At 67.1% G+C, this 13,098-nt stretch carries 11 protein-coding genes and 2 pseudogenes; 3 read left to right on the plus strand and 10 right to left on the minus strand.

The window, feature by feature from the left end; genetic code table 11:
- Positions 1–43: 43 nt before the first annotated feature.
- The 10 genes and pseudogenes from IE226_RS34310 to IE226_RS34360 all read right to left on the minus strand — a co-directional run bounded on the left by IE226_RS34310 (position 44) and on the right by IE226_RS34360 (position 9,816).
- Entirely contained in the window at positions 44–1,666 is a 1,623-nt protein-coding gene (locus tag IE226_RS34310) for a carboxylesterase/lipase family protein (protein ID WP_190085362.1), read from the minus strand.
- 283 nt (positions 1,667–1,949) lie between these two features.
- Positions 1,950–2,072, minus strand: a pseudogene (locus IE226_RS34315) (IS5/IS1182 family transposase); the annotation flags it as partial.
- A 107-nt stretch (positions 2,073–2,179) separates the two neighbouring features.
- Positions 2,180–3,961: a reverse transcriptase/maturase family protein gene (locus tag IE226_RS34320; RefSeq protein WP_190085363.1), complete on the minus strand. Its 1,782-nt coding sequence runs from the start codon at positions 3,959–3,961 to the stop codon at positions 2,180–2,182.
- Between the two features lie 533 nt (positions 3,962–4,494).
- Positions 4,495–5,192 (minus strand): annotated as a pseudogene (locus tag IE226_RS44325) (IS5 family transposase); the annotation flags it as partial.
- A gap of 214 nt (positions 5,193–5,406) precedes the next feature.
- The gene (locus tag IE226_RS34335; RefSeq protein WP_190085365.1) at positions 5,407–7,314 is read right to left on the minus strand and encodes a TerD family protein; all 1,908 of its coding nucleotides are present in this window, start codon (positions 7,312–7,314) and stop codon (positions 5,407–5,409) included.
- 403 nt (positions 7,315–7,717) lie between these two features.
- Positions 7,718–8,386, minus strand: a complete 669-nt coding sequence (locus tag IE226_RS34340) for a hypothetical protein (protein ID WP_229871709.1) — start codon at positions 8,384–8,386, stop codon at positions 7,718–7,720.
- Entirely contained in the window at positions 8,383–8,583 is a 201-nt protein-coding gene (locus IE226_RS34345) for a DUF5999 family protein (protein ID WP_190085366.1), read from the minus strand. Before IE226_RS34345 ends, IE226_RS34340 begins: the two co-directional genes overlap by 4 nt.
- A 59-nt stretch (positions 8,584–8,642) precedes the next feature.
- Complete coding sequence (locus tag IE226_RS34350) at positions 8,643–9,122, minus strand: DUF6302 family protein (protein WP_190085367.1); 480 nt, start codon at positions 9,120–9,122, stop codon at positions 8,643–8,645.
- Positions 9,122–9,397: a hypothetical protein gene (locus IE226_RS34355; RefSeq protein ID WP_190085368.1), complete on the minus strand. Its 276-nt coding sequence runs from the start codon at positions 9,395–9,397 to the stop codon at positions 9,122–9,124. Before IE226_RS34355 ends, IE226_RS34350 begins: the two co-directional genes overlap by 1 nt.
- On the minus strand, positions 9,391–9,816 hold the full coding sequence (locus IE226_RS34360) for an ATP-binding protein (protein WP_190085369.1): 426 nt from the start codon (positions 9,814–9,816) through the stop codon (positions 9,391–9,393). Before IE226_RS34360 ends, IE226_RS34355 begins: the two co-directional genes overlap by 7 nt.
- A 238-nt stretch (positions 9,817–10,054) precedes the next feature.
- Here IE226_RS34360 and IE226_RS34365 point away from each other — a divergent pair, with 238 nt between their 5' ends.
- The 3 genes from IE226_RS34365 (at position 10,055) to IE226_RS34375 (ending at position 12,948) form a co-directional block, all read left to right on the plus strand.
- The gene (locus tag IE226_RS34365; protein WP_190085370.1) at positions 10,055–11,308 is read left to right on the plus strand and encodes a helix-turn-helix domain-containing protein; all 1,254 of its coding nucleotides are present in this window, start codon (positions 10,055–10,057) and stop codon (positions 11,306–11,308) included.
- Positions 11,305–11,832 carry a GNAT family N-acetyltransferase gene (locus tag IE226_RS34370; protein WP_229871710.1) on the plus strand — a complete coding sequence of 176 codons (528 nt, stop codon included), beginning with the start codon at positions 11,305–11,307 and terminating at the stop codon, positions 11,830–11,832. The genes IE226_RS34365 and IE226_RS34370 overlap by 4 nt, the downstream gene beginning before the upstream one ends.
- A gap of 357 nt (positions 11,833–12,189) precedes the next feature.
- The gene (locus IE226_RS34375; protein WP_190085372.1) at positions 12,190–12,948 is read left to right on the plus strand and encodes a hypothetical protein; all 759 of its coding nucleotides are present in this window, start codon (positions 12,190–12,192) and stop codon (positions 12,946–12,948) included.
- Positions 12,949–13,098 lie beyond the last annotated feature (150 nt).

Raw genomic sequence — 13,098 nt, forward strand, 5'->3', positions numbered from 1 at the left:
GAGGGGGCCCGTTCCCGTTGCCGGGCTCAGGACTGGTGCCGGGTCAGGACTGCGAAACGCCTGCGTGTGCGGCGAGTTGACCCGGATCGACGGGAAGCCAGTCGTAGTCGATCGAGTTCCAGAACGCGCATTGGTGCTGGGTCGCGTACGCCGAGGAGGGGAGCGCCTTGCTCGCACCGCCCGGCAGCAGCGACATGTACTTCCCGGCCCGGTACGACGGCCAGGCGGTGAGCCCCGCCGTCGCCGGGTCCCCGTGTTTCACGAACGAGCCCCAGTAGCGCACCATCTCACCGGACAGCTGCTGCTGCGCGGGAGTCAGCTGCTTCGAGAGCGCCGAGGGCAGCAAGTACGGCATCTCGGCGCCGTGCGAGGCGCCCGGGTCGAAACCGGCCGGCACGCCGCCGCTGACGGGCGGGTGCGGGTCGTCGAACTCATAAAAGTACGTGCGGGGTTGGCGTCTCGCCGCCTGCCCCGTGAGGGCGTGGTACTGGCAGCCTCCCAGCCCGTAGAAGGAACTGCTGTCGCCCCAGATCGCGCTGAAGGCGTACGTCCCCGTGTACGAGTCGCCGTACTTGCTGAACGGGTAGTGCGCCAGCACCGCGTCGGCCTGGGCCCCGAACTCGATGCGCACCGCCCGCTCGTACTGCGCCTTCGTCGCGCGCGCGAACGGCAGTGACCACGGTCGTACTTCGTCGCGCGTGTGGCCGATGAGCAGGGGGACGTTCGCGGCCTTGCCGGTGCGGACGGCCTGGCTGGGCGGCAGCGGCAGCTCGGGGCCGCCGGAGACGGGGAGCGGACCGCTCAGGACGCCGCCGACGAAGCCCCCGCTGGTGGCCAGCAATTGACCAGCCGGCTTGGTGCGCAGGCAGGACGCGTTCGAACAGCCGGCGGCCGCCGCGTACTTCCTGCCCCGGGCGACGGCCTGCTCGGCCGTGTGGCTGGGGCAACCACCGCTCTGGATGAACGCGCCGGAGAAGAGACCGCGCGCCGGCGGCGAGGCCAGGAGCGCGCAGACGGAGTGGCCGCCCGCCGACTGGCCGCCGATGGTCACACGGCTCGGGTCGCCGCCGAAGGCGCCGATGTTGCGCTGGGTCCAGCGCAGCGCCGCCTCCTGGTCGAGCAGGCCGTAGTTGCCCGCGCCCTGCTTGCTCAGTCCCGGCAGATCGAGCCAGCCGAACACGCCGAGGCGGTAGTTGATCGTGACGACCACGACGTCGTTGGCCTCGGCGATCCGCGAGGCGTCCTCCGTCTCGCCCGAGCCGAAGGAGAAGCCGCCGCCGTGGATCCAGAACATCACCGGCAGCGGCCGGTTCGTCCGGTGGGAGGGCGTGTAGACGTTCAGGTACAGACAGTCCTCGCTCATGCCCGCGCCGCTGTCGCCACCGAACTGGAGGCAGTGCGGGCGGGGCGATGCCGCCGGGCGGGTGCCGGTCCAGGCGGCGGCGGGCGCCGGAGGCTGCCAGCGCCCGAAGCCGACGGGTGGCGCCGCGTACGGGATGCCGAAGAACCGGTCGACGCCGTCCGCCGAGGCCCCCGCGACGCGTCCCTTGTCGGTGGTGACCGTCAAGGAACGGGGGGCCGCGGACGCGGGAACGGCGGACAGGACGGACAACAGGACGAGCAGGCTCACCAGGCCTGCAAGACCCTGTCGGGCGATGGATCTCACTGAACCTCCAAGACGCCGGAGTGACGGGGGAGCCATGTTCTGTCCCGGGCTGCGGGTGGGCGAGCCTTTCGTTCCGCTCCATGGACCCGCTCAATACATGAACGCCCGCTCCGTTGAACGCAGTTGAGTGGATCGTTGTACGGTCCATCTCGACGCTGTTTGTGTCGGAAACCGGGCGTGCCGTCTACGAGTTCCCCGGAGTGCGCGGCGGGTCAGCGATCCGCTGACGTGATGAGCCGTGCGTGGCGCCGCACTTTCGATGCCCGCACGCCGCTAAGAGGTCCTAACAAAGACGTTGGACGTGTCGGTGGGTGATCAGGCAGGTGGCGAGGCCGAGGAAGGCCTCGTGGATGTCGTCGCGTCGCTCCCAGCGGATCCGCAGCCGTCGAAAGCCGTGCAGCCAGGCGGATGGGTGGGCCGCGCGGCGAGGTGCCCGCCGAAGGCGAGTCCTTTTCCGCACGGCCTCCCGCCGAACCGGACGTGACGGTTTCCTGTCATCCGGCTCTCCAGTGACTACTGCGTGAGTGGTTTAGCAGGCCGTTCTGAATGGATCCGATCATGGCAAGTGTCGCAAGCCACAACGGTTTTGCGGCGTCGGTGAAGCATGACGCGCGCCCAGTCAGAAGGCTGCCATCCGGCATGCGCAAGGTCGGCGAGTGCACGGACGTGGTGTACTTGAACGTTGCCCCTGCTCCCGCAGATCTCGCACGTGTCCGCAAGGAGTCTCGCGACGAGTTCCTTCTGCGGATAGTCGACTCGAACCGGCTTACAGTCGACGACTTCTGCCGTCCGTTGCCGTTGGAGTGGAATACCACCGAACCGTGCAACCAGCGGCTTCCTGTTCTTCCGTTCAATACGGGCTTCGAAAGCGACGCGAGGCCCGTTCGGTGTTTCGAAGGTGGTTTTATACTTCGCCGCCATCTTCGAAACCGTTGAACGGTGCTTTCCTGCCAGGGTCTTGAGCATCGAGGTCTCCATGACCCATCGCAGGCGGTGCAGCCGGTGGACGTCCCCGGCCAACAGGTAGTACTGGACGATCCCCCGATAGACGGTCCCGAAGGTGGCGACAATAGCGTGGTCGTCGCTGTTCAACAGGGCCGGTTGCTTCGCGGGTTTTCCGCGATCAAGATACGGGGAACATTTGGCCTTGATCACATCCAGTGGGACTCGCAGCGCGATCTGTCCGTTGACCGCTCGTCGGCCGCGGGTGACTTTGCTGCTGTTCTGCTGAGTGGTGATCTCGTAGCCGAGGAACCGTGCCGCCTGGGTTCTGGCATGGGTGATCAGCGTCTTCTCCTGGGAGAGTTCCAGCTTGAGTTCATCACGCAGGAACTCGGCCAGACGCTGTTTGATTTCCTCGGCTTCGGCCTTCGGTCCGGTGAACCCGAGCAAGTGGTCGTCGGCGTAACGGACATAGCGCAGTCGCCTGTACTCCGGATCATCCGGGTCGGAGCTTGGCAGGCTGTGCATCTGCTGACGCAGTTTTCGGGCTTCTGCCCTGTCGCCACGCCGGCGTGCCCGTGCCAGCACATTGGCCACCATGAGGTATTCCAGGTTGCGAGCCCGGCGTTCCCCTCGGGTGTATTCCGGAATGAGAACCTTCTCGACGAACTTATCCAGCTTGTGCAGGTAGATATTGGACAGGATCGGAGAAGCCACCCCTCCTTGCGGCGCTCCGGAGAGCGTGGCTCCCCACCTCCAGTCCTCTACATATCCGGCCGTCAGCATGTTGCGCACCAGCCGAAGGAAGCGGTTGTCGTGAATGTTCTCGCCTAGGATCGAGAGCAGGACCTCATGATCAAGGCTCCCGAAGCAGTCGGCGATGTCTCCCTCGACGAACCACGAGGTTCCGGTCCAGGTGTGATCCACCTCGCGCAAGGCGGTGTGGCATCCCTTTCGGGGCCGGAACCCGTGAGAGTGGCTGGAGAACGTCGGCTCGTAATACGCTTCTAGCAGGAGGCGCACCACTTCACCAACGAGCTTGTCCGACCACGTCGGCAGCCCCAGTGGCCGCGTTTTCCCGTTCTTCTTGGGGATGTTCACACGGCGTACTGGACGGAACCGGTAACGCTCGTGGCGCATCGCATCAATGATGCGTCCGATCTTCCGCTGGGACATGCCGTCCACTGTTTCCTTCGTGACTCCAGGTGCCATCGCGCCATGGTTGGCGTAGATGCGCCCGTAAGCCAGCAGATATATCTGCGGGTTGGACATTTGCCGATACAGTTCGTCACACGACAGACCACGCCTGCCGCGCTCACGCAGGACACCCAGCACCGTTTCGGCGCTCTGCATTTCGCATACCTCCCGAGTCTCGGGCGTCCGAATCACCTGGCCCCCTTCGCCCTGCGGACGGCTTTCCCGCCCTCCCTGGCCGGGCGTTGCTCCGGCGACTACTACGGGGCCTCCGTCGCCATAGGACTCGCGTCCCGTAGGCGATCCCACGTTCGTCTCTGCTGTACGTCATAGCGCGACGTAGGCGTCCCACTCATCTCCTTGAATGCCCTCGTTGGGCATCGCTCCGCGCTCCGGAAGTGCACCGGATAACGATCGGTCCAATGCAGAGCACGGCGCCGGTTTCAGTCGCCTTTCCGACGGATGGGAACTTGCATCTTCTGGAGATTAGGCTTCAAGCAATCCAGCCTTCGCCATATCGCGCGGGCCACTCAGCACACCGTCCCTGACAACTGAGCCCGGTCACTGGTTTTCTGACATGCTGTTGTTCCCTTCACCTTTCGGATCCAGGTAAGTCATCTGGCCCAGGAACCTCCTTCCGAGTTCCTCCCGGCTGAACCGGGGATACAAGCAGAGCGCCACGTGGCGCACATGGTGCGCTCGACGACGTAGCGGAAGATGCCCAGGCCGGTGCCGTGTGGCTCGCCTCGTTTCGCGATCACGGGCCGGATGCCGCGCTGCCAGAGCAGGCGGCGGTACTTGTCGTGGTCGTAGCCGCGGTCGGCGAGAAGCGCTTCAGGGCGTCGGCGTGGTCTGCCGACCCGTCCCGCGACGGCTGGGATCTTGTCGAGCAGGGGCAGGAGTTGGGTGACGTCGTTGCGGTTTCCGCCGGTCAGGGTCACTGCGAGCGGGATGCCCTGGCCGTCGACGATTAGGTGGTGCTTGCTGCCCGGCCGTGCGCGGTCGACCGGGCTGGGCCCGCTTTTGGGCCTTTGCGAGCTGCCCTGACGTGGGAGGAGTCGATCACCGCCCGGTCCCAGTCGATCTGGTTCTTCGAGCGCAGCTTCTCCAGCAGGACGACGTGGAGTTGGTCCCAGACGCCGGCATCATTCCAGGCTGCCAGGCGTCGCCAACAGGTCATTCCCGAGCCGAAGCCCAGCTCCTGCGGCAGATACTCCCACTGGATGCCGGTATGCAGCACGAACAAGATGCCGCACAGGGCCTGTCGATCGGGCACCCGCGGTCTGCCCTGCACCAGCTTCGGTCCCGGTTCGGGCAGCAACGGCTCGATGAGCGACCACAGTTCATCCGACACGATCCATGGCCGCGACTGACGTTTCGCCACAACCAGACCAACGAGCCGACGCGCCAAGAGTCACATGATCAACCGCTTTTGTTAGAACCAGTAAGGACCGGGTGGCGCGGAGGAATGCGGAGAAGTCATCGTGTTCGGCACTGATCATTTCTAGCGTCAACTCACCACGCCATCTCCGCATCGCGGCCTCGATCAGTGGGGCTCCAGCTCAGCCGCAGCAGGACCGGCGGCTGACCAAGAGACGCTGGGTTCAGTCGGCGATGTCGACGCCGTATCTCTGTGCGAGGGCATCGAGGCTGTGGTCGTAGCCCTGGCCGACGGCGCGCAGCCGCCAGAGCGGACCACGGCGATAGATCTCTGCGAGCAGCATGGTGCGTTCTGTGGTGGCGGCGTCCAGGGTGGCCCGGGCGAGCGGTGCTCCACTGCTGCCGGGGGCGGCACCGATCTGGATCGCGCCGACGGTGCCGAAGGTGGCGGTGCCGTCGATGGCCGCAGCGACGACCACCTTGCGGCTCGAGGGAGGCAGGGACGCGAGATCGACGGCGATGGACTGTTCAGCGGGACCGCCCGTGAGGAGCCGGACGTTACCGGCGGGACTCTCCGGGGCGCCGTAGAAGATGAAGTCCTCGTCAAAAGTGACCTGTTCGTCTTCGTCGAGGACGAACGCGACGACGTCGATCTCGCAGTCGGTCTGCGGAGCCCAGCTGGCCGTGACGTGCCACTCGGGTGCGGATGCGCTGTGTGGTTTGGGCAGGTTGATAACGCCGCCCCTCGGCATCACCTGCGGCTCTTGCAGCCGAACAGTCACCGCGTCCTGGTCGGCGGTGGCCGGGGAGGTAAGCCAGTGCGGATCGTGCACCGGGAGTTCAACGGCGGTGATGCGGCTCATGCGCCGGTCTGCCTCCCCGCCCGGCAGAAGCACGATGTCGGTGACGCTGGCGGACAGGTTGATTGCTGCGGACCCACCGAGTTCGACGACACGGGTGCGAGCTGCCGCAGCATCAGCATGGATACCGCCAAGCACCAGCACCCGGTGCCCTGCCAGTGGTGCCTCCACAGTCTCGCCGGAGAGTTCTCGTCGGCGCGCGGCGGGGACGGATTCGCTGAGGGCGGCCGTCGGGCAGGCGGCTCCCGGGCCGGCTGGGGCGGGGATCTCGGTGCACACCGGTTCCACAGTCCGGGCCTGTGCCGCCTCAGCGTCAGCCGCTGGGACGACCACTACTGCGCCGGGCGCCTCATGAGTTGTCCCGACCTGTACGTCGGCCAGCAACCGCAGGAAGGTGTCCTCGTCGATGACCGGCACACCTTCGAGGGCCGCACGCCGGGCCTTCGCTGACTGAAGCGTCGACTCGTTGGTGACCAGTGCACTGGTGTGCCGACTGACAGAAGTCATCATGTTCAGCCCGGCGGCCACGCCCCGGCCGATCAGTTCCGCTCGTGCGTGGGTGGTGTCACCGGTTATCGCGATCTTCATCCCCTGCAGCAATGGGCTACCGGGAGGAAGCCGTCCCGGATTGCGATAGCCGCAAGGAGTCTTGGGCGGCTTCGGCGTGAACGAGGATTCCGCTCGAGGAGGGCAGCTCACCAGCGGCAACGGGAGAGCAAGCCGCGCCGCCTCCCGCAGCGACGCCCGCAAGATCCCGGCCAGCACCCGGGTGTCGTCCAACGCGTCGTGCGCCTGCTGTTGCGGTATGCCGTAGTGGGCGGCCAGCGTGCCCAGCTTCATGTCGTCTGTCGGCGGATCCACCTGACGATTCAGGGCCAGGGTGCAGAGCCGCTGGGACACCGGCAGCCACAGCCGAGCGCGGGCGAACTCATGGGCCAGGAACTCGTAGTCGAACTGAGCGTTATGGGCGACCAGGACCCGGCCCTGGAGCATCGCCCCGATCTGTCCGGCGACCTGCTCGAAAGTCGGCGCGCCCTGCAAGCGCTCAGCGGTCAGCCCGTGCACGTCCACCGGCCCCGGGTCGCATCCCGGGTTGAGCAGCGTGGAGAACTCCCCGGTCTGCTCGCCGTCCGCGCCGATCGTTACCACCGCGAGCGACAGAACCCGGTCCCTCCGGGCTACGAGCCCGGAGGTCTCCACATCGACAAGTGCCCAGTTGCGCGCGTAGTCGCCCGTGACGGGCACGTCCAAGGAGGCGGAAACGAGACTCATGGCGCCAAGGATGATGCGGTATGTAGCCCTCCTTCAACCTGTATGCCGATTTTCCCCGCTCTGGGAGCAGGGATCGCTCCCAGCGACGCTGAAAGACGTGCCCCTGACCAGCAACACGCCTATCCAAGACGTGGGCGGGCTGATGCGCAGCATGCACTCACGTCTGCGTTGGTTGCCGAATCGGACGCGGCCGCGGCGGTGGGCAGGGTATACGGGGAGGTAGGCATTCGGAGCGAGTTCCGCAGTGGAAGCGCCGAGGCCGCAACTCATTGTGAGACTGGTGGATTACCGGGTGGGGTGCTTGGTGGCGGGCGAAGCCGCACGCTGGCGAACTTACCTGCCGCTGGTGTTTCTGCCGCTCGATGAGCAGGGCATGGCTCCTCCGGCTCACCGAGCGGCTGTCTCAGAGGCCTTCCGGCCAGGCGGCCTGGATGAAGTCGTCCAGGTCCACGACCCGGAACGACCGCAGGGTGCGCACGAGTTGCGAGGCCAGGAACCATCGCAGGGCCGGGTTTCCGTAGGGGACGGGGGTGTCGTCGGCCGCCAGGACTTTGATGCCCTTGGCTCCGTACGCGTGCGGTGTTCCGATGACGCCGTACAGGGGAGCGCTCTGCGCCAGCAGCGCGACGTGTCCGTGGGCTGCGAGGTAGGGGCAGCGCTTCGCGGCCAGGCGGGCGTGTCGTCGGCACAGCGGGGGCTGGGCGGTGCGGATGGTCGTGCTCGAGGTGAAAATGCCGTCCTTCTTGCTTTCCAGGAACAGGATTCCCTCGGGTGTGCGGGCGTCATCGACGCACACCTGGCAGCGGAGCGTGAGCATGCATTCGCGCTGCCGGGCGGGGTGGACCAGTCGCCACTTCGGTACGCCGGCCGGCAGCCGGTCCGCTGCGATGGACTGCGAGACCCGCGCCCAGAGCACGCCGCGCACGTCGCGGTCTTCGCGTACCTCGTCCCAGTAGGCCAGGCGCGAGTGGCCCGCGTCGTCGAAGGCGGCGCGCAGGGCCAGGAAGCTGTCGGCCTCTTCTCCCTCGCGCGCGGTGATGTAGGGGACCACACCGTGCTTCGTCGTGTTCACGGGGCGGCTCCCGCTGTGGCGAGGGGGCGGCAGGGGGCCACGATGCTGTTGTCGGGGAGCAGTTCACCGGTGTCGTCGAAGCGGATGACACCGTTGCAGAGCCTGGTCCAGCCGGTGACGTCGTCCCGGCTGAGGACTATGGCCGCGTCGCGGTCCGGCTGATCAGCCGCGGGGCACGGAGGCGTGTGCTGGCACATGGGCGTTGCTCTTCCTGTCGGTCGTGCGGTTGGGGCAGGTGGTGCCCTCGTCGGCGGTTCTACGGAGCTGCGGGGGAGCGGGGCGGGGGCGCCGGCGAGGGCGGCTGCGGAGTGCGCGGGGTGCTGGCGGCGCGGTTCACGAACCGGGCGATCGCCTGTTCGCTGTAGCCGTAGAAGCGTCCCAGGGTGATGTCGTCGACAGGGCCCCGGTACGCCGGTGGTCTTGCTCCCCACTCGACGATGTGGCAGGTGTCCGGGTAGGGCGACCATCGCAGGCGCGGGTCGGGGAAGCCGGGCTGTGCAAGAACGAGGTCCCGCACCAGGAGGCCGAGGTGGAGGTAGGGCACGGAGAAGTACCCGCCCTGCCGCGATCCTCCGACGGGGACAAGGAGGAACGGCATGCGCAAGGCCCGCACGGCGATGCTCTTCTTCAACAGCCAAGGGTTGGCGAGCCGCTGCTCGAAGAGTTCGTAGTCGTAAGCCTCTTGCGCGGGCGCGATCGTGAGGGGCGCCGGCGGATAGACGTGCGGGCTACTCATCACCCGCCGTCCTTGATGGAGCGGGACTCGACCAGACCCGAGACGGCCAAGGCCAGACGCCGGGCGAGGTCGAGGTCCGCGGTTGTGACAGCGGGCGGTGGTGTCTGATTGCCGACCGCTGTGTCGGGGCCGTGACAGATCGCTGCGCCGTCGAGCGGCGTCCGGGCGATGATCTGGACCAGTACGAAGCGCAGATCATCGCTGCGGAGCGGAGAGGCCCGCTGCGGGACGTCGCGGCCGGTGGCTTTGGGAACGATCGTTGCGGTGTTCACCACTTACTCACCTCGCGCGCCCGCAGCACGGCCCAGATGACCTTGCCCCAGGGGTGCTTCTCGTAGCCCCAGAGCGAGCTCAACTCGTGGATGAGCAGCAGGCCTCGGCCGCACTCGGCGCTCTTGTTGGCGATCGTGGTGTGCGGGGTGTGGTGCGAACTGTCGGCGACTTCGATGTGTACCTGGTGGTCGCCACGCCTGATGGCGACCCACGTGAGATCGGTCTTGGTGTGGTGGACCACGTTCGTCATCAGCTCCGACACGATGACCCGCCCGGCATCGCCCAGGACGTGCTCCACGCCCCAGGCTTCCAGAGCGCTGGAGATCAAAGCGCGGGCGCGGCGCACGGACTCGGGCGTGCACGGCAGCTGAGCGGTGTATGTGTCGGGCGTGCTGTTCGCATGGGGTTCTGTGGCAGTCATGGTCACCAGGCCTGTCCCTCCGGCGCGAAGGGCCCAGCCTCGCGGGGGACGAAAGACAGGGCCCTCCTCCAGGCCGCCGCGCCGGAGTCGGCTCGACGGCTGATGCCCAGTCAACGAGCCCCGGACGGGGAGCAACAGGAAGAGTTCCGGTTTCGTGCACCCGCACCGACCGGAAGACTTTACGTTCTCATTACCTATGATCTGGGCGCCGCGGTAGCGGCGGCACTACGTTCGGTGCATGGGAGCGAACCTCACCCTCCGGAGCCGGATGGATCAACTCGGGGTGACACAGGACGAGTTGGCTGCCCGGTGCAATGCGGCGCTGCTGGAGATCACCGGCCGGCCGGGGGAGATGTCGTCGCGCACGGTCCGGAACCTGCTCAACGGATCAAGCCGCCGCCCGATCGGCCGCACTTGCGCGGCACTTGAGCGTGTGTTCGGCTGCCCCGTGGCGGAACTGGGATTCAGCACCCCCAGCTCAATGCGACAACCCCCGGAGGCCCCCGTGCGGCGACGCGACTTCATCGGTGCAACAACCGGATCGGCAGTCGCCGCTGCTCCTGTCCTCAAACAGCGCCGGTCAGTCGGCATGTCGGACGTGAACCGTGCCGCCGCCGGAATGACCGCACTGGTGGAAGCCGACGACCGCCAGGGCGGGCACACGTCCCTGGAGACCATAGCCCTCGACCACAGGACTCAGGTTCTGGAACTCCAGCAACGCAACGCCAGCGAGAGAGTGCGACGCGCCCTGTACGCGCTCGCCGCGGAGTACACGACCATCGCGGCCTGGTCCTGTATCGACCTGCGTGACCTGGACACGGCCCGGCGATTACTGCACGAGTCGACGACCTTCGCCGGCCTGTCCCAGGACCCGCCCACGGGGATGCGGGTATGGGTCAACTTCGCGATGCTCTCCTACCAGCGGAGCAACTGGTCAGAGCAGCTTGCAGCCGCCCAGGCCGCCAACGCGTCGAGAGCGGCTCGCAGGGACCCCTTCTTCGGCTCCATGGGGCGCGTACGTCTGGCTCTCGCCCATTCGTCACTGCGCGATCCCCAGTCCGCCAAGAAGGCTCTCGGCCTGGCGCAAGAGAACTTGGGAAAGGCCGCCGAGGACGAGCGCCCGAGATGGACGGCGTTCTACGGCCCGGCCGAGCTCAACCACCTCGCATCCGTCATCCACAACCGCAACGGCGAGTTCGCCTCCGCCGAAGCGATGGCGCATCGCGCCCTGGCCAAGATCCCGCCAGAGTTCCGACGCAACCGCGCCCTGGCAACCTGCCAACTCGCGCTCGCGCAGCTGCGGCAGGGGGAGCCGGAGCAGGCCACCACCACCGCAGCCACCGTTTTTTCGATCATGGATGGCGCTCCGCTGCCAGGACGCATGCGCACCTTGATCGGAGATTTCCACCGAGACCTGTTCCGGCTGGCGCCGTCCACGACGTACGCCCGCAATTGGGCAGACCGTATGCGAGATGAATGGAGTCGAGCGTGACCACGGTGATCGACCTGCGGCACTACAGCCAAGGAAACCTCCCGGACGGCTTCAAGCAGATGCTGATCGATGTACACGCCGACTGCTACGCCGCAGCCATGGACGACGAGTTCAACCAGCGGTTCTCCTGGTTCGCCGACCACTGGACAGCGATGAACGGCTTCTCCTGCATCGTCGCCTACGAGAAAGCCGAGCCGACCGGCTTCGCCTACGGCGCCCCGCTCCAGCCGGGACGCGAATGGTGGCGCTCCACCGCTTTTCAGCCGAACAACGGCTACACCGCGACCTTCGCCGTCTCGGAGGTCATGGTGCGCCCGCGCTGGCGCAAGCAGGGAATCTCGCAACGACTGCACGAAGCGCTACTGGAGGATCGCACCGAGGACCTCGCGGTCCTCCTGGTCGACGTGACCCACCCGAAGGTTCAAGAGCTGTACAAGACGTGGGGCTACGAAAAGGCGGGTGAGCAGCAGCCGTTCGCCGATTCCCCGCTCTACTCGGTCATGGTGAAAAGGCTGCATCCCTGACCGGACGGACCCCCGCGGGACGCTACGCGCAGACCTCGCCGCCGGCACAGGTCTCAGCTTGATCTGGTCCGGCTCGGCCCTCTTGAACTGATGCCGCGCCTGTACCGGCAGTCGCTGCCGCGCGGCGTCTTTCACCTCTTTCCGCTCGGCGGGTGCGCGGGCCGCCGCCTGCCGCGGGCCGGCTCCCCGACCGTGCGGTGGCAGTACGGGAGCTACGCATGCGGTTGGAGTGGTGACAGAGGTGGTTCCAGGTAACCGCAACCGGATCACCCCACGGGTCGTCATGGGCATTGCCGGTCACCGACCGGACTCGACGATGACCACGCACTCGGTGGTCCTTACCTCCTGGATGGATTTGTGCGCAAAATCATCGCCGCACTGGGCGCCCTGGCCGCCGCGGGCGTCACGCTCGCGGTCACGCCGGGTAACGCCGAAGCCGCCACCACATGGAAGGCCCACGATAAGAACTGCCAGACTGTAGTCGCGGGCTCAGCCTGCGCCGAGGTGCAGAAGCGGGTCACCGGTTCCGGGTCCGTCACCGGCTACCGCGGGCGGCTGACCCTCGCCCCCGCCGCCGGGCAGTCGATCACGCCGACCGCCTACTCGTGGAGCATGTACGGGGTCCTCAAGGACTACTGTTCCGGCGGGTGCACCGCGAAGACCACGGCCTGGGCGTCTGCCTGGTCCCCGGTCGAGACGACCGCGGGCGCCTATGTCGCCCGGGCCACGACGGCCGGCGAGCCCCTGTATCTGGGCGCGTCGTGGAGCAAGTGGACCAAGGTCGCCGGCCGGTGCGTGACGTACAGCGCGGGCGAGGTCTGCGTGAACCGGCATGAACGCAGCTACCGCATGAACCGGCACGAGCGCGGGCAGATCGTGGTCAAGCCTGCCTCCGGCCAGTGGATCGAGCCGCGGTGGGTCCGGGTCGGCCGGGTCCACGACGGCACGGGCGACTCCCAGACCAAAGATCTGTGCGAGCCGTCCTGCACGCGGCGCAGCACGAACTGGTCGGGCACGACCATGCGCGTCGGCAGCGGCGCCGATGAGCTCTTCGCCTCTGCCAGCTGGGCCCTGCCCTCCGGCGAGGTCAAGACCATGCGGGTCTCATACCCCTGACGGACACCGCTGACGGACGACCCTGACGGGTACTACTGACGCTCGACTCGCCGAGGGCGGCGCCATGCGTCCGGCCGAAGACAATCGGCTCGGCAGCACGCCGCCCTCGGCGATGCCGGCTCTACGGGCCCAGGCCGGCCGGTGATCCTG

This window comes from Streptomyces longisporoflavus (genome assembly GCF_014649775.1).
In the GTDB taxonomy this organism is placed as follows: Bacteria; Actinomycetota; Actinomycetes; order Streptomycetales; family Streptomycetaceae; genus Streptomyces; species Streptomyces longisporoflavus.